Source organism: Plantactinospora sp. KBS50 (genome assembly GCF_002285795.1).
Lineage (GTDB): Bacteria > Actinomycetota > Actinomycetes > Mycobacteriales > Micromonosporaceae > KBS50.
The window spans coordinates 5643145-5659975 of record NZ_CP022961.1; the positions used below are offsets into that span (position 1 = coordinate 5643145).

The 16831-nt window shown below is 71.9% G+C and carries 13 protein-coding genes and 2 pseudogenes; 8 read left to right on the plus strand and 7 right to left on the minus strand.

Going from position 1 to position 16831, the window contains the following annotated elements; translation table 11 throughout:
* Nucleotides 1-80: 80 nt before the first annotated feature.
* Both CIK06_RS24345 and CIK06_RS24350 read right to left on the minus strand, forming a co-directional pair.
* Complete coding sequence (locus tag CIK06_RS24345; protein ID WP_198347996.1) at nt 81-3095, minus strand: UPF0182 family protein; 3015 nt, start codon at nt 3093-3095, stop codon at nt 81-83.
* Nucleotides 3096-3227: 132 nt separating this feature from the next.
* Nucleotides 3228-4244 carry a PDZ domain-containing protein gene (locus tag CIK06_RS24350; protein ID WP_095566763.1) on the minus strand — a complete coding sequence of 339 codons (1017 nt, stop codon included), beginning with the start codon at nt 4242-4244 and terminating at the stop codon, nt 3228-3230.
* 205 nt (nt 4245-4449) lie between these two features.
* Between CIK06_RS24350 and CIK06_RS24355 the strand changes: the two are divergent.
* Nucleotides 4450-5738, plus strand: a pseudogene (locus CIK06_RS24355) (zinc-dependent metalloprotease).
* Between the two features lie 144 nt (nt 5739-5882).
* Here the strand turns inward: CIK06_RS24355 and CIK06_RS24360 are convergent.
* Together CIK06_RS24360 and CIK06_RS24365 are read right to left on the minus strand one after the other, a co-directional pair.
* Nucleotides 5883-6494 (minus strand): hypothetical protein, encoded by a 612-nt coding sequence (locus CIK06_RS24360; protein ID WP_095566764.1) that lies wholly within the window; start codon nt 6492-6494, stop codon nt 5883-5885.
* A gap of 90 nt (nt 6495-6584) precedes the next feature.
* Nucleotides 6585-7115 carry a M48 family metallopeptidase gene (locus CIK06_RS24365; RefSeq protein WP_095566765.1) on the minus strand — a complete coding sequence of 177 codons (531 nt, stop codon included), beginning with the start codon at nt 7113-7115 and terminating at the stop codon, nt 6585-6587.
* 521 nt (nt 7116-7636) lie between these two features.
* Here CIK06_RS24365 and CIK06_RS30300 point away from each other — a divergent pair.
* The 3 genes from CIK06_RS30300 to CIK06_RS24380 all read left to right on the plus strand — a co-directional run bounded on the left by CIK06_RS30300 (nt 7637) and on the right by CIK06_RS24380 (nt 10723).
* Nucleotides 7637-7804, plus strand: coding sequence for a DUF5679 domain-containing protein (locus CIK06_RS30300; protein ID WP_198347997.1), 168 nt, complete (start codon nt 7637-7639; stop codon nt 7802-7804).
* 330 nt (nt 7805-8134) lie between these two features.
* Nucleotides 8135-9283 (plus strand): TOMM precursor leader peptide-binding protein, encoded by a 1149-nt coding sequence (locus CIK06_RS24375; RefSeq protein WP_095566767.1) that lies wholly within the window; start codon nt 8135-8137, stop codon nt 9281-9283.
* A 60-nt stretch (nt 9284-9343) separates the two neighbouring features.
* Nucleotides 9344-10723 (plus strand): AarF/ABC1/UbiB kinase family protein, encoded by a 1380-nt coding sequence (locus CIK06_RS24380; protein WP_095566768.1) that lies wholly within the window; start codon nt 9344-9346, stop codon nt 10721-10723.
* 165 nt (nt 10724-10888) lie between these two features.
* Here CIK06_RS24380 and CIK06_RS24385 read toward each other — a convergent pair whose 3' ends face one another.
* The 3 genes and pseudogenes from CIK06_RS24385 to CIK06_RS24400 form a co-directional block, all read right to left on the minus strand.
* Nucleotides 10889-11128, minus strand: a complete 240-nt coding sequence (locus CIK06_RS24385; RefSeq protein WP_232533838.1) for a hypothetical protein — start codon at nt 11126-11128, stop codon at nt 10889-10891.
* 1 nt (nt 11129) lies between these two features.
* A pseudogene (locus tag CIK06_RS24390) lies at nt 11130-11494 on the minus strand (WhiB family transcriptional regulator).
* 504 nt (nt 11495-11998) lie between these two features.
* Nucleotides 11999-14164, minus strand: coding sequence for an ATP-dependent DNA helicase UvrD2 (locus tag CIK06_RS24400; RefSeq protein ID WP_095566770.1), 2166 nt, complete (start codon nt 14162-14164; stop codon nt 11999-12001).
* A 77-nt stretch (nt 14165-14241) separates the two neighbouring features.
* On the opposite strand from CIK06_RS24400, the gene CIK06_RS24405 reads away from it, so the two are divergent.
* The 4 genes from CIK06_RS24405 to CIK06_RS24420 all read left to right on the plus strand — a co-directional run bounded on the left by CIK06_RS24405 (nt 14242) and on the right by CIK06_RS24420 (nt 16725).
* On the plus strand, nt 14242-14484 hold the full coding sequence (locus CIK06_RS24405) for a mycoredoxin (RefSeq protein ID WP_095566771.1): 243 nt from the start codon (nt 14242-14244) through the stop codon (nt 14482-14484).
* Nucleotides 14485-14836: 352 nt separating this feature from the next.
* Nucleotides 14837-15820 (plus strand): helix-turn-helix transcriptional regulator, encoded by a 984-nt coding sequence (locus CIK06_RS24410; protein WP_095566772.1) that lies wholly within the window; start codon nt 14837-14839, stop codon nt 15818-15820.
* A 73-nt stretch (nt 15821-15893) separates the two neighbouring features.
* Nucleotides 15894-16136, plus strand: coding sequence for a DUF397 domain-containing protein (locus CIK06_RS24415; protein WP_095566773.1), 243 nt, complete (start codon nt 15894-15896; stop codon nt 16134-16136).
* A gap of 313 nt (nt 16137-16449) precedes the next feature.
* The gene (locus CIK06_RS24420) at nt 16450-16725 is read left to right on the plus strand and encodes a hypothetical protein (protein ID WP_095566774.1); all 276 of its coding nucleotides are present in this window, start codon (nt 16450-16452) and stop codon (nt 16723-16725) included.
* The last annotated feature ends 106 nt before the right edge of the window (nt 16726-16831 follow it).

Genomic DNA, 16831 nt, shown 5'->3' on the forward strand with positions numbered 1-16831 from the left:
GCTCCGGCGCACGATGCCGGCCAGCCCGGTGGGCCGCCGGGTGGTGGCGGCCCGCCGGGCTGGTGCGGGCGGGTGCGGGGTCAGCCGTTGGGCGTGGGTGACGGAGCGGCCGCGCCGGAGTCCGACGGCGCCGGCGACGGCGCGGGCGTTCCGGTGGCCGCACCGGCGGTGCGGGTGAGCGCGGTGAAGTCGTCCATCGCCTGCTGGAGGTTCTTCAGCGCCGTGCCGTACCGCTCGAAGTCGCCGGACTGCTGCGCGGCCTTGACCTCGTTGATCGCGTCCTGCACCTTGTCCGCGGCCGCGGCCAGCTCGCGGGTGAGTTCGGGCGGGTTCCCACTGCCCGGTGGCGGGTTCTCCGTCGACGGCGGCGGGGTCTCGGTCGACGGCGGCGGCGTGCCGCCCGAGGCCTGCTTGCCCATCTCCACGAGCTGTTGGATGCCCTGGCTCAACGAGTCGGCCAGCACCACGTACGACCCGCCGTCACCGTAGGACAGCAGCACCTTCTGCATCAGCGGGTACGAGGAGTTCTGCTGGTTGCTCTTCACGTACACCGGTTCGACGTAGAGCATGCCGTTGCCGAACGGCAGCGAGAGCAGGTTGCCGAACTGGAGATCGGCCTTGCGGTCGCTGGTCAGCGTGCTGAGCTGCTGCCGGATGTCACCGTTGTTGGTCATCTGCTGGTGCACCTGGACCGGGCCGGAGATCCGGGTCTGGTCCGGCAGCTCCAGCACCTCGATGCGGGGCCGGCCGTCCAGGTACGAGCCGGAGATGAGCGCGGCCAGGTTCTGCCGGCCGTTCGGGGTCACCGCCGAGGTCAGTTGGAACCGCGGCGCGTCCTGCTCGGGGAACTGCGTGTAGAGGTAGTACGGCGGCTGCCGCTGCCCCAGGTCCGGCGCGTCCGGGACGTTGGGCACCTGCCAGAAGTCCTGGCCCGAGTAGAAGTCCCCGGGCGAGGTCACGTGGAACCGGGTGAGCAGGTTCCGCTGCACCTTGAACAGGTCGGCCGGGTAGCGGAAGTGCGCCGTCAGCTCCGGCGGGATCTCCGCCTTGGGGATCACCAGGTCGCCACCGAACGCCTTGTTCCAGGCCTTGAGCACCGGGTCCTGCTCGTCGAACTCGTACAGCCGCACGGTCCCGTCGTACGCGTCGACGGTGGCCTTGACCGAGTTGCGGATGTAGTTGACGTTCTCCCGGGCCAGTTGGAAGGTGCCCTTGTTGGTCAGCTCGTCGGCGGTCTCCTGCTGCAGGTTGATCTGTTCGGCGTACGGGTAGGTGGCCGCGGTGGTGTAGCCGTCGACGATCCACTGGATCCGGCCGTCGACCACCGCCGGGTACGGGTCGCCGTCCAGGGTGAGGAACGGCGCCACCTTCTGCACCCGCTCCCGCGGGTTGCGCACGTACAGCAGCCGGGAGTTGTCGTTCACCGCCTCGGAGAGCAGGAAGTTGCTCTCCTGCTCCTTGATCGCGTAGAGCAGCCGGCGACCGAACGAGCCGATCGACACCCCGCCGGCGCCGTCGTAGGTGTAGTTCTGCTCGTCGCCGGCTCCGGTCGGCCGGTCGAACTCCACGTTCCGGTCCGCGTTGGTCTGCCCGACGATCGCGTAGTCGCCGTCGCCCATCCGCTCGCCGTAGTAGATCCGCGGCTGCTGGGGCGAGATCCGCTCGGTGGGCGAGGAGCAGACCTGCTGGTCCTTCTCGTCGTCGCCCAGCGAGCCGGCCACGAAGAACGGCTGACCGCCGCAGGCCACCTGGTTCGCGGGCGCCGCGACCAGGCCGTAGCCGTGGGTGAAGACCGTGTGCCGGTTGATCCAGTTGTTCTGCTGGTCGGTCAGCTCACGGTAGTTGATCTCCCGTACCCCGACCACGTAGTCCTGGGTCTTGTCGTCGAAGGTGTACCGGTCCACGTCCAGCTTCGAGCCGAAGTCGTAGAACTTGCGCACCTGCTGGAGCTGGGTGTACGTCTCGGAGACCAGTTGTGGATCGAGCAGCCGGATGTTCTGCACCACCGAGGTGTCGGTGGCCAGGCTGGCCGGCGGGGTCAGGTTGGCCGCGCTGTACGGGGTGATCTTCGTGTCGGTCAGCGCGAACGCCGTCCGGGTGGCGTCGATGCTGCGCTGGATGTACGGCGCCTCCTTGTCCTTGGCGCTCGGCTTCACCTCGAAGGTCTGCACGGCCCACGGGTAGATGCCGCCGATGGCCACGGCCGAGATGCCCAGCAGCGCCAGCGAGATGCCGGGCCAGACCAGGTTCCGCATCATCGCGTTGGAGAAGACGATGATCGCCACGGCCACCACGATCGAGATGTAGCCGAGGATCTCCTTGGCCGGCAGCAGCGCGTTGATGTCCGCGTAGCCGGCGCCGTACAGCTTCGCGCTCTCGTTGTACTCCAGCAGCATGGCCCGCCGGTCCAGCACGTACGCCACGGCCTTGAGCAGCACGAACGCCGCGACCAGGCTGGTCAGGTGGGCCCGCGCCGCGTTCGTCATCCGGTCCCCGGCGCCCTGCAACCGCACCCCGCCGAACAGGTAGTGCACCGCCAGGGCGCCGAGCACCGAGAGCACCACGATGGTGAAGCCGACCCCCAGCAGGTAGCGCCAGAACGGGAGCTGGAAGACGTAGAAGCCGATGTCGATGCCGAACTCGGGATCCTTGACCCCGAAGTTGCCGCCGTTGCGGAACAGCATCCACTGGGTCCAGCGGCCCTGCGCGGACAGCCCGGCGAAGAAGCCGATGACCAGCGAGACGATCAGGATCCAGCGGCGCATCCGCGGGCTGAGCAGGGCGCGGTAGCGCTCCAGGGCGACCTGCTCGGGCGAGTGCGGGCGCAGCATCGGGCGCAACCGGTGGGCCAGCCAGAGGTTGGCGCCCAGCACCAGCGCCGTCACCGCGCCGATCACGCCGAACAGCGCCAGCCGGGTCACCAGCACGTCGGTGAAGACCTGGGTGAAGTTGACCTCGTCGAACCACAGCCAGTCGGTCCACGCGTTCACGCCCCAGCCCAGCAGCGTGAACAACAGAAACACTCCGACCAGCACCGCGACCGTGGCCCGGCCCCGCCGGCTCATCCTCGGAAGGGGGCTGCTTCGCATTACCACGTGTCGGCTCCACCCGCTCGGCTGGTGATCTGGCCACCTAGAGTACGGGGTGTTCCTGAGCGTGACCTGCCCCGGCCGCACGCGTCGGTGCGAGCACCGGTCCCGCGCGTCGGTGCGAGCACCGGTTCCGGATCAGCACCGCGGCGGCTGGCCGCCGTGCCGGAGGGTGTCCAGGGCGGCCAGCGCGTCGTCCAGCGAGGTCACCCGCAGCAGCGGCAGGTTGGGCTGCGAATTGCGCACCGCCTCGGCGCAGTTGTCGGCCGGCACCAGAAACTCGGTGGCCCCCGCCTGCTTGGCGCCGACCAGCTTCTGCGGGATGCCGCCGATCGGGCCGACGTTGCCGTCGTCGTCGATCGTCCCGGTGCCCGCGATGATCCGGCCGCCGGTCAGGTCCTCCGGATCCAGCTTGTCGATGATGCCGAGGGTGAACATCAGCCCCGCGCTCGGCCCGCCGATGTCGTTCAGGTCGATCTTGATCTCGAACGGGTGCGGCTGCTTCTGCTCGATCTCCACGCCGATCCGCGGCGGCTGACCGCTCTCGGCCCGGCTGGTCAGGCTGGCGGTCGCCGGCGAGCCGTTCCGGCTGTAGCCGACCTGGAACGTCGTACCGGCCGGCTTGACCCGGATGATCTCGGTGAGTCTGGTCGCGGTCGGCACCTGCTGGCCGTCCACGCTGGTGATCTGGTCGCCGACCTTCAGCACCCCGTCGGAGGGCCCGCCCGCGGTCACCGTCTTGACGACGATCTGGATCGGGTAGCCCAGCTTGCGCAGCGCGGCCGTCTCGGCGCTGGTCTGCGAGGCCGCGAAGTCCTCCTGGTTGCGCTGGTCCACCTCCTGCTGGGTCTGGCCCGGCGGGTAGATGAGTTCCCGCGGCACCACTGCCTCGTCCGGGGAGAACCAGCCGGCGATGGCCGCCGGCAGGCCGACGTCCGGCTGCACGCCCACCGTGGTGAGCCGGAGCTGGCCGGTGGAGGTCGAGGTCGAGGTCCCGGAGATCTGGATGACCTGTTTGTCGTCCTTGGTGCCCAGCGTGTTGACGGTCGGGCCGGGGCCGAGCACGACGTACGGGACCGGCACGCTCAGGACGCCGACCGCGAGCAGTGCGGTGATCACCGCGCCGAGGAGGACCGTGACACCGCGACGTCTCATGGGGCAGAGCGTACCGAGCGCCGCCGCCCCGATCGGACGGCCACGGCGGTTCGGTCCGAACCGGCGGCCAGCCGACTTCGCGCTGAGCGGAACGCGGGACGGGCCGTTGGCGGCGGGACCCGCGTACCGTGGTGTTGTGCCTGATATTCCGTTCGGCTTCGCGCTCCCGGGTGGGCAGCCGCCCGACCCCAACGATCCGCAGCAGATGCAGCAGTTCATGGCGCAGTTGCAGCAGCTGCTGGCCGCGCCGAGCGGGGGCGGCCCGGTCAACTGGGACCTGGCCCGGCAGGTGGCGGCCAGCCAGTTGACCTCCGCCGGGGATCCGGCGGTGAACCCGTACGAACGGAACGCGGTCGTCGAGGCGCTGCGCCTGGCCGATCTGTGGCTGGAGCCGGTCTCCGCGCTGCCGTCCGGCATCACGAACTCGGTCGCGTGGAACCGCAACGAGTGGATCTACAAGACCCTTGACGTGTGGCGCCGGCTCTGCGATCCGGTGGCGGCCCGGATGGTGGCCGCCATGGGCGACCTGGTCCCGCCGGAGGCACGCGCCCAGCTCGGCCCCATGCAGTCCATGATCAGCACGCTCGGCGGGGCGCTGTTCGGCGGCCAACTGGGCCAGGCGCTCGGCTCGCTCGCCGCCGAGGTGCTCTCGGCCGGCGACATCGGGCTGCCACTCGGCCCGGCCGGCACGGCCGCGCTCGTCCCGGCCAACATCCGCGAGTACGGCGCCGGGCTGGAGCTGCCGGAGGACGAGGTACGCCTCTACGTGGCCCTGCGTGAGGCCGCACACCAGCGGCTGTTCGGGCACGTGCCGTGGCTGCGCGGGCACGTGCTGACCGCCGTCGAGGCGTACGCCTCGGGCATCACGGTCAACCGGGAGGCCATCGAGGAGGCCATGGGTCGGATGGACCCGGGCAACCCGGAGTCGATGCAGGCCATCGCGCTGGAGGGGATCTTCACCCCGGACGACTCGCCGGCCCAGCGGGCCGCGCTGAGCCGGCTGGAGACGGCCCTCGCGCTCATCGAGGGCTGGGTCGGGCACGTGGTGGACAGCGCGGTCGGCGACCGGCTGCCCAACGGGGTACGGCTGGCCGAGGCGTTCCGGCGCCGGCGCGCCGCCGGTGGTCCGGCCGAGCAGACCTTCGCGGCCCTGGTCGGCCTCGAACTGCGGCCGCGGCGGCTGCGCGAGGCGGCGACCCTGTGGGCGGCGCTCACCGAGCACCGCGGCAGCGGCGGCCGGGACGCCCTGTGGGGCACCCGGACCTGCTGCCGACCGGTGACGATTTCGCCGATCCGCAGTCCTTCGCCCGGTCCCAGCTCGACCTGGGGGATCTGGGCGACTTCGACTTCGACTCGGCCGCCCCGCAGGAGGGCTCGGCGACCGAGCGGACCGAGCGCGGCGCGGACCGCACCGACCGGACGGACGACGACGAGCCGGGGGACGGGCCGGGCCGCGGCGAGCGGCCGGGCGACGGCGGCGACGACGGCCGCTGAGCGACCGACCGTACGGCCGATCGGCGTCAGCCCGCCGGTGGCCGGTTCGCAGTCAGCCCGCCGGTGGCCGGTTCGCGCGCCGTTGGCCGGCTGAACCGCCGGTCGCGCCTTGTCGGCCCGGTGGCCCTTCAGCCCGGTGGCCCGTCAGCCCGCCGGGTAACCGGACAGCAGGGCCCGGGTGTTGTCCCAGCCCTCCAGCGCCGGATCGAGGCCGGCCAGGTCGGCCGCCGCGCGGAGGCGGTGCCAGCCCGGCGTCACCACCACCTGACCCGGACTGGGCGCGGCGGCGCGCAGCCGCGCCGGGTCCGCGTCGTCGAGGTCGGTCTCGGGCAGCCAGTCGGGCAGGGGCAGCCGTACGGCGACGCCGAGCAGGCCGGGCCGGTCCGGACCGGCCGGCGCGACCGCGACCGGCCGGGTGGTGAGCGGACGCAGCAGCTTGGCCAGCACCAGCCCCGGCAGGTCCGGCGCGTCGGCCGGGATGATCGCGACCTGCTGGTAGCCGTCCCGCTCGGCCATCGCCGCCACCGCCCGCACCGATCGGTCCGGCACGACGTACACCGGCATGCCCGGCCAGCCGATCTCCGCGGCCAGCGGCCGGTCGGCCGGCAGTACGGCGACGGCGGCATCCGCCTGCGCCACGGTGGCCAGCAGATCCACGGTGTCCTCTGCGAGCACCCGGCGCCAGCGCTCGGGGTCGGCACCCGGCGGCGACCAGTCGACCGGTCCGAGCACGGCCACCACCAGTCTGCGCACCATGCCGCCGACCCTAGGGCTTGTCCGCCGGATCCACCAACGGGCCGCATCTGCCAACGGGCAGCGGCGGGACGGTCGCCGGTCGGCGCCGGGTCACTCCCCGAGCACGGCGCCGCTGGCCGCGGCGACCCCCTCCAGATAGCCTCGCGCCCGTTCCGCCTTCGGGTAACGGCTCACCAGCGACCAGAACCGGGCGTTGTGGCTGGGGACCAGCAGGTGTGTCAGCTCGTGCAGCAGCACGTAGTCGATAACCCAGTCGGGCATCTCCTGGATCCGGTGGGAGATCCGGATGGTGCGGTCGGCGGGCGTGCACGAGCCCCAACGGCCGTTCTGGTTCGTCACCCAGCGCACGCTGGTCGGCACCGCCGCCCGGCCGTGCTCGCTCAGGTAGCGGCCGATCAGCCGCTGCGCCCGGACCAGCAGCTCGTCATCGGACCGGCTCAGCCGCTCCTCCCGGGCGGCCAGCCTGGCCAGCATCCGGTCCACCCACTCCGACTCCTCGGCGCGGGAGAACTGATCGGGAATGAGCACCACGACCCGCTCGCCGTCCCGGTAGGCGGACACCGTCCGGCGGCGGCGCTGGCTGCGCCGCACCTCGACGACCGGCTTGCGGGCCGCGGCCATCAGCAGCCGGTAGGGCCCGGGAAATGCTTCACGAAGGAAAGCTAATGGGTAGTGGGTCACTCACCGCAAGGGTCAACCGGATGAGTGAAGCACGGAAAGTACCGGTTCGAGGCGACTTGTCCTGAAAAAATTTGGCGGCGTCGGTGAACTACGCGGGCGGCATTTCCGACCTCGCGTCCCTGATTCGCGTTCGGGCCGTCCACGGCTTCGTTAACCCCAACGGTAAGCGATCACGGTTCACGCCACCACGACGGGGCCCACTCGGATGGGGTCTCTGCGACGCTTCATCCGGCGTGTCACTGCGAAACTGACTTATCCGACCTATTCCGGCATGCACACTCTGACCGTCAACTAATTCACAGTGTCCGCGAAATCTGACATGGATCCGCCCCGACCTGGGTAGGGTCCGCGAACCAGCGGCCATTGGCGTGGCCGCGGAGATCTTCCGCGCGGCTCGGCCGCGGGCCACCACGCGGGAGCGCCGGACCCACTCCGGCGAACAAAGAACGAGGAGGAGCGCCGTGGCCGACAAGGCCCAGACCTACAACGGGTACTGCGTGAAGTGCAAGGAGAAGCGCGACTTCGAGGGCCACGTCGAGGTCTCGAAGACGGGCATGAACATGGCCAAGGGCAAGTGCCCGGTCTGCGGCACAACAGTGAACCGCATCCTGGGCAAGGCGAAGGTCTGATCCGCCCGGAACAGGACATCCACGAGGGGCGGCCGGTTTCGGCCGCCCCTCGCGTGATGCCGGCCCTCGTCTGAGGCCGGCCTTCACCTGAAGCCGGCCCCCGCCCGAAGCCGGCCTTCGTCTGAAGCCGACCCCCGCCCGAAGCCGGCCCGAGCATGATGCCCGCGCGCCTGATGCCGCCCGGCCACCGGTCGTCACCAGCCGCGACCGCCGCGCTACCCGCCGGTTGTGGATAACCTCGGAAAAGCTGTGGATAACCCTCGGTGTACGGGGGTCCGCCTGTGGACAACGATCGGCGGAGGGTCCGGCAACGGTGACAGGCTGTCGGTCATGGCGTCCGCTCCCCTGCTCCGCCCCACCCTGCTGCCCGGGCTGGCCCGACTCTGGCGGGACCGGCACACGCTGCAACTCGGCCTCCACCCCGACCGCGCGATCCTGCTGGAGGTGCCGAACCCGCTGCTCGCCCGGCTGCTCGATCTGCTCGACGGCGCGCACAGCGAACGCGGGGTGCTGGACGCGGCCGTCCGGCTCGGCGTACCCAGGACCGACGCCCGCGCCCTGCTGGAGCACCTGCGCGCGGCCGGCCTGCTGCTCGGCGCGGCGGCCCTGTTGCCGACCAGCCTCGCCGACCAGGACCGCCGCCGGCTGCTCGCCGAGGCGGTGGCGATCGCGTTGACCGATGCCACCGGGGCGGCATCGCCCGCCCAGGTGCTCCGGCGGCGAAACGCCGCCCGGGTCGCGGTCACCGGGCGCGGTCGGCTCGCGGCGCCCATCGCCGTCGCGGTCGGGCAGTCCGGTGTGGGAAACATCACGGTCGATCTGCCCGGTCGGGTGGAGCCGGCCGACCTGGTCGGCGCCGGGCTGTCGGCCGGCGACATCGGGCGGGACCGCAGCGGTGCCGTGGCCGACGCCCTGACCAGGATCGTTCCGGCCGTTCGGGTGGGCCCGGACCGCCGGGACCGGGCCGACCTCGTGGTCCAGGTCGGCACCGACCGGCCCGCCGCGCTGGTCGCGGCCCGGTACGCGCAGCGCCGGCAGCCGCACCTGCTGGTGGACGTCCGCGAGGGCGTGGCCGTGATCGGACCGTTCGTCCCGGCCCTCGGCCGGCCGTGCCTGCACTGCCTCGACCTGCACCGCCAGGACCGTGACCCGGGCTGGCCCGTGCTGGCCGCCCAGCTCGCCGCGCGGCCGCCCTTGCAGGCCTGCACGACGCCGACGCTGCTGGCCGCGACCGGCTACGCCACCGCCGAGATCCTCCGGCACCTGGACGGCGGCCTGCCCGAGACCACGGGCGGGGCCGCGGAGCTCGACGGGTCGGGCCGGATCCGGCATCGGGCCTGGCCGCCCCATCCGGGCTGCGCCTGCTCCCGGCGCGGCCGGTCGAGCGGGCGCCGCCGGCCCGACTCGACCGTTATGACCTCCTTGACCGGATCCGACCCACCCCTTCGACCGCCCGGCCAGGCGGTTCCGCGGAGTTGACTGGGTACGAGGCCGGGCGCATCGCAGTCGCCAACGCGAAGCGTCGGTCACAATGATCTGGTGACCGACATCCCGCGCCGGGCCGTCTCCCGGACCGCCAAGCTCGCCGCGCTGCCGCTCGGCTTCGCCGGCCGCACCGTCCTGGGCATGGGCAAGCGGGTCACGGGTCTGGCCTCCGAGGTGATCTCCGCCGAGATCCAGCAGCGCACCGCCGAGCAGCTTTTCAGCGTGTTGGGCCAGCTCAAGGGCGGCGCCATGAAGTTCGGCCAGGCGCTGTCGGTCTTCGAGGCCGCCCTGCCCGAGGAGATGGCGGCGCCCTACCGCCAGGCGCTCACCAAGCTCCAGGAGGCCGCTCCGCCGTTGCCCGTGGCGAGCGTGCACAAGGTCCTCGCGGAACAGCTCGGCCCCGACTGGCGCTCCCACTTCGTGGAATTCGACGACGCTCCGGCGGCGGCGGCGAGCATCGGCCAGGTGCACCGGGCGATCTGGCAGGGCCCGCCGCCGACCGGTCGCGGCACCCGACGACGCGGTCGGTCCGCCGGGACGGTGGCCACGGCCCCGCGACCGGTCGCGGTCAAGGTGCAGTACCCGGGGGCCGGCGACGCCCTGCTCGCCGATCTCCGCCAGCTCTCCCGGCTGGGCGCGATGTTCCGGGCCCTCCAGCCCGGGTTGGACATCAAGCCGCTCCTGGCCGAGCTGCGCGACCGGATCGCCGAGGAGCTGGACTACGGGCTGGAGGCGGAGTCGCAGCGCGCCTTCGCCGCCGCGTACGCCGGCGACCCGGACATCTTCGTGCCGGAGGTGCTGGCCGCGGCGCCGCGGGTGCTGGTCACCGAGTGGGTCGAAGGCACCCCGATGTCCGAAATCATCTTCAACGGCACGCAGGAGCAACGCGACCGGGCCGGCACGGTGCTGGCGACGCTGCACCTGTCCGCACCGATGCGCGCCCACCTGCTGCACGCCGACCCGCACCCGGGCAACTTCCGGCTGCTGCCCGACGGCCGGCTCGGCGTGATCGACTTCGGCGCCGTGGCCCGGCTGCCGGAGGGCACGCCGGAACCCATCGGCCGGCTGGTCCGGTTGGCGCTTTCCGGCGACGCGGACGGGGTGGTCGACGGGCTGCGGGCCGAGGGCTTCATCAGGACGGCCGACCCGATCGACGCCCCGGCGATCCTTGACTACCTGCTGCCCATGCTCGAACCGCTCACCGTGCCGGAATTCCGGTTCTCCCGGGCGTGGCTGCGCGGCGAGGCCGCCCGGTTGGCCAACCCCCGGTCGCCGGCCTACCAGTTGGGCCGGCAGCTCAACCTGCCGCCGTCGTACCTGCTGATCCACCGGGTCACGCTGGGATCCATCGGGGTGCTCTGCCAACTGGAGGCGAAGGCGCCGTACCGGGCCATCCTCGAACGGTGGCTGCCCGGCTTCGCTCCGGTCGGCTGACCGGCCACCCGCCGCGGAGCACGGGCCGCGGCGCGGAGCACGGGCCGCGGCGCGGAGCACGGGCGGCGGCGCGGACGGAAACGGTACGGGGGCACGCCCGTGCCGGACGTGCCCCCGTGGTTTCGGGTGGGCGTGGTCGCCGGAACGGCCACGCCCACGTACGGATCAGAAGAGGCCCAACTCCCGCGCCGAGGTCTGGTGTGCCTTCAGCGCGATGGTGCGGGCGGATCGGATTGCCTCAGTGCTCGTGTTGCGACGACCGGCCTGAGGCCGACGCATTCGCACCTTGGATAGTGCTTCGTGGATGAGATACATCTCGCTGACTCCGGTTCGCTGCGGGGAAACGGTCTTCATCTCGTGGGTAGTCACCGGCGCGGTGCCGGCGAGAACGCTGAACAGGGCCATGTCAGGCCGCCAGCCGGACGCTGCTGCGAGGCGCGGCGGCAGCGCTGTTCGCCAACCGCGTCTCGGTCTCGACCCGCAGGGCCGCGTCCCGAGCGGCGTCCTCCTTGCGTGGCCGGCCACGGGGCCGCTTGCGCGGAACGACCGCGCCACGCTCGAAGATCTCGCCACCCCAGACACCCCACGGCTCGGCCCGGTCGACCGCACCAGCCAGGCACTCCAGTCGCAGCGGGCAGTCCCCGCACATCGACTTGGCGAGTTCCAGCTCGGCGGGCGAGTCGGAGAACCACAGGTCGGGGTCGAACTTCCGGCAGGGCAGGTTCGCCTCCAGCTCGACCTGCTGGTCGAGGGGGCCAACGCCAGACTCATCGCCCGGTCACCTCTCTCTCGATCGATCTCGTGGATCGCTGTAAGTGCCGTACAAACACTGAGGCCGCGGATCCCGGTAGCGGGTTCCGCGGCCTCGAGGTGAGCCGGTGGCCTGTGGATCAGACCGGTGGTCTACCTCGAGGTGGAACGCCGCGGGCGCCCATGGCCGGCTTGCTGGCCGGATCGCCCTTACCCGCGAACCCATTGGTCCCCTGAACTCCTGCGAGCGGCCGGACCAGAAGCCACTCGCACCGCGCGGACACCTGGTGCGCCTGCGGAGCCCACGGAGTGCCGGCGATCGGAGTCATCCGGGCGCCCGGCATCGGAGCGAGGGCAGCAGGCAGCGCCGTGGGCCGCTCGTACGAGTACGTCGTTGCCACCGGAATCGCCTCCTACTCTTCGCTCGTAACCAACGTCGACCCACCCCGTAAGCAGCGCAAACGACGCCGCTCGTCGAGGTGTGCCCTGAGGCTATGCCTCAGGGCCGGGCAAGGGCAAACGGTTTTACGGCTCGTTCGGGGAAGTTTTTTCCGGAGCCAGATCGTCGACCGCCGCACCGGCCACGAGGGCCAGCACCGAGTCGCCGTAGAGCCCGAGCTTGCGCGGCCCGATGCCGGCGATCGCCAGCAGTTCCTCCGGCCGTTCGGGCTTGCGTTCGGCCAGCGCCGTCAGGGTGGCGTCGGTGAAGACGACGTACGCCGGCACCTGCTGGGCGCCGGCGACCCGGATCCGCCACTCGCGCAACCGCTCGAACAGGTCCTCGTCGAGGTCGGACGGGCAGCCGGCGCACCGGCCGAGCTTGCGGTCCGTCCCGGCCAGCAGCGTGGCGCCGCAGACCCGGCAGGACACCGCCCGGGTCCGCCGCCGCTCGGCCCGGGTGCCGCCGGCGGCGCCCGCCGGGCCGCCGCGCTCGCCGCCCGAGCGGTCGAGCTGGGGCAGGAACCGGCAGGGCCGGCGGGCGCGGCCGCCGGGCGAGCGGGCGGAGCCGTAGGAGAGCCACAGCCACTCCCGCGCCCGGGTCACCCCCACGTAGAGCAGGCGCCGCTCCTCCTCGACCTGGTCCGGGGTCCGGGCGTACGAGGTGGGCAGCGTGCCGTCGGCGAGGCCGACCAGGAACACCGCGTCCCACTCCAGGCCCTTCGCCGAGTGCAGTGAGGCGAGCGTCACACCCTCGACCGTGGGTGCGTGCTGTTCGGCGGCCCGGCGCTGCAACTCCGCGCAGAAGTCGGCCAGGCTCACCGACCGCTCCACCGTGGCGGCCTCGCCGATCGGCAGCACCACCGGGCTGGCCGCGTACTCCTCGGCGAGCTGGACCAGGGCGGACAGCGCCTCCCAGCGTTCCCGCGCCGCACCGCCCGGCGGCGGTGCGTCCGGCGCCCAGCCCACCGCGGCGAGCGCCTCGGTGACGGCGCCGACCAGCGGCGTCTCGCCGGGGGTGCTCCGGGTCGCCGCCCGCAGCGCCACCATCGCCTGCCGCACCTCGGGCCGCTCGAAGAACCGCTCCGCGCCGTGCACCAGGTACGGCACCGCGGCCTCGGCGAACGCCTTCTCGTACGCCTCGGACTGCGCGTTCGTGCGGAACAGCACCGCGATCTCCCGGGCCGGGGTCCCGGCGTCGATGAGCTGCCGGCACCGGGCGGCCACCGCGGCCGCCTCGGCCGGCTCGTCGGTGAAGATCCGTACGTCGGGCTCCGGGCCGGCCGGGCGCTGCCCGCGCAACTCCAGCCGCAGCCGCGCCTCGACCCCCCGGGCCTGCTGGATCACCGTGTTGGCCAGTCCCACCACCTGCGGGGTGGAGCGGTAGTCGCGGACCAGCCGGACCACCACGGCGTTGCGTCGGTGCCGGGGGAAGTCGACCAGGTAGCTGGAGGTGGCGCCGGTGAACGAGTAGATCGTCTGGCTGGCGTCGCCCACCACGGTCACGTCGTCCCGGCCGCCGAGCCACGCCTCCAGCAGCCGCTGCTGGAGCGGGTTCACGTCCTGGTACTCGTCCACCACGAAGTGCCGGTACTGCGCCCGGACCTGTTCGGCCACGTCCGGATGCTCCTCGATCCCCCAGACCGCCGCACGCAGCATGTCCTCGAAGTCGATCACGCCGTTGCCGCGTTTGATCTGCTCGTACCCGGCGAACACCTCGGCCACCTTGGTCGCGTCGAACGGCGTCTCCCGGGCCGACTTGGCGGCCGCCACGGCGTACTCGGACGGCTCCACCAGCGACGACTTGGCCCACTCGATCTCGCCGGCCAGGTCCCGCGCGGCGGCCCGGTCGGTGCGCAGCCCGGACCGGGCCGCGGCCAGGGTGACCAGCCGGACCTTGCTGTCGAGCAGTTCGGGCATGGCCCGGCCGTCCAGCAGCCGGGGGGCGAAGTACCGGACCTGGCGCAGCGCCGCCGCGTGGAAGGTCCGGGCCTGCACACCGGCCGCGCCGAGGGCCGCGAGCCGGGCCCGCATCTCGGCCGCGGCCCGCGCCGTGAAGGTCACCGCGAGCACGTGCCGGGCCGCGATCTGGCCGGTCAGGGCCCGGTACGCGATCCGCGAGGTGATCGCCCTGGTCTTTCCCGTGCCCGCACCGGCCAGCACGCAGACCGGACCCGGGGGTGCGGTCACCGCCGTACGCTGCTCCGGGTCGAGTCCGTCCAGTACCCGGTCCACCGCTGAGTTCGCCACCACAGCTAGGAATCATGGCAGCCCGCCCCGACGTTGCAGCGGATAGCCTGTCCGGCGGACCGAACACGGGAGGATCCCCCATGCTGACCATGTACTCGACGCCCTGGTGCGGCTACTGCCACCGGCTCAAGTCGCAGTTCGACCGGGAGGGCATCGGTTACCGGGTCGTGGACATCGAGCGGGATCCGGCCGCCGCGGAGTACGTGATGAGCGTGAACGGCGGCAACCAGACCGTCCCGACGATCCGGTTCGAGGACGGCTCGGCGCTGACGAACCCGTCGATCAAGCAGGTCAAGGAGCGGCTGGCCAGCATCGCCGGCTGAACCGGCGTACCGGCCCACGGCCGGATGCGGGTCGGGTAGGCGCCCGGCCCGGGGTCTCGCGGCGTCCGTCTCAGGCGGGCGCCGCGACTCGCGTCGCTAATCCGTCATTTGGCTTTCGCCGCAGACCACCACGTTCGCCATCATCCCGGCGTTCTAGAAACTGTCGGGACATCCCAGGGCGAGCGGGGTGCTGGCTGGTTTTCCGACTGCCCCGCAACGACCAGACACGCGGGCGGAGACGGAAGATGCGGCAGAATGGCCGCCCACATACTTACCGTGGGGGGCGCGTTTCGGAGGGTGATCAACCTTTCGAGCGCCCGGGGATTAGACGATCGATCGAAAGAGAGATCCCATGCCTCCTCAACAGCAGAGTCCGATCCGCCGCCGCATCCGGCTGGGCACGGAGCTGCGCCGGCACCGCGAGGCCGCCGGGTTGACCGGCGATCAGGTCATCGAGCGGATCGGTTGGGCCTCGGCGTCCAAGCTGTCCCGGCTGGAGAACGGACGCAGCCGGCCGGAGCTGCGGGACGTACACGACCTGCTGGACATCTACGGGGTGACCGGCACCGAACGCGGCGAGCTGCTCGACATCACCCGGGACGCCCGGGACATGCGCTCGTGGCTGCGCCGCTATCCGACCATGACCGCCCGGCAACGGCAGTACGCCGAGCTTGAGGCCGGGTGCGCGGAGATCCGGGAGTACAGCCCGGTGATCATTCCGGGGTTGTTGCAGACCCAGGAGTACGCCCGGGTCCGGTTCGTCTCGTCGCAGCCGCTGCACGAGCCGGACGAGTCCGACGCGGGCGGCGCGGACGACCCGGACACCGAGGTGCTGGCCCGGCTGGCCCGGCAGACGCTGCTCAACGAGGACGACGAGCGGCCGGACTACACGGCGATCATCGAGGAGGCCGCGCTGGGCTTCCGGGCCGGTGCGCCGGAGGTGATCCGCGGCCAGTTGACCCGGCTGTGCCAACTGGCCACCCTGCCGCACGTCACGATCCAGATCCTGCCGCAGGACGCCCTGATGCCGGGCTACTACCTGCCGCACACCGGCTTCTCGCTCTACCGCTTCGCGGACCCGCGGGACCCGGAAACGGTGGCTATAGAGGGACTTTCCCTGAATTTCATGGTTTCGGAGCGTAAAGAACTCAACGGCTATAAAGTGCTGTTCGAGTGGCTGCAAGCGGCGGCACTCTCGGCCGACGCCACACTGTCGTGGTTGGCCGATGCGGCGGGTCGTGGTTCCGGCTGTACCGACTCCGGAGCCCGGGTACGGGGCGCCGCACTACCGCCGCCCCAACGCAACCCGCGTGTCGACCGGCTCACAGAGCAGTGAGCGCTCCGGTGGGCGCACGGAAGCCGGGTCGCCGGTCGCTCGCCCTGTACAGCATGGAGACCAGGAGTACCTCATGAACGAAACCCGGACCCTGATGCCCGCCCTCGGCGAGGACACGCTGCTGGCCGCACCCTGGCGGACCAGTTCCCGCAGCCAGACCTCCAACTGTGTGGAGGTCGCCCCGCTCGGTGGCGGCACGGACCCGGTTGCCCTCCGGGACAGCAAGGACCGGCGTGGACCCGTACTGATCTTCGGTCGTACCCAGTGGACCGACTTCATCGCCAGCGCCAAGGACGGCGAGTTCGACCTGAACTAGTGTCCTGCGGGGTCTCGGCGGAGCGGGATCCACAAGACACACCCTCGGGTCCGTGTCGAAGTCCTCGGCTCGACCGAGGGCTTCGACACGGACCCCAGGACGCGTTCCGGCTGTTGAGGGCCGCCGGTTCCCCGATCGGGAGCCGGCGGCCCTCCGGCCGTCGGGCTCCCGATGGCCGACCGGGTTCACCCGATCGGGTGTTCATGCAGTCGATCGAGGCCACCGACTTGCCTGGGACCCGAAGCGGCGTGACCATATTTCAGGAACTCGTGGAAGTTCCACGAAACGCGACTCGGTTTCCTCGGAGCCACTCATGCGGTTTCTGGTCGTACGCACCGAAATCAGCGCAGCCGCCGACGATGACCTCGCCGCCGCCCTCGCCAACGGCGGGCGGCTGCGGGACGAACAGGACCACCCGGAGCCACGCCGGCAGACCGTGCGGGCCGACGACCGGGACGCCGCCCTCGGGCTGGCCCGCGCGCTGTCCACCGTCGGCGCCGTGCGATCAGGACGGCAGCGGGTGAAGGTGTTGCCGCTGGGCACCCCCGAGGAGCATCGACGCCGGCCGGCGGTACGAGCGCCCGGCTGACGACCGTCGCCGGCCGGTCGGCTCCCCCGCCGCGCACCATCCGGGCCGGCCAGCGACGGCAGGAAATCCTGGTCCGCGACCGCCGCGGCAACGGCGGCCGCGGACC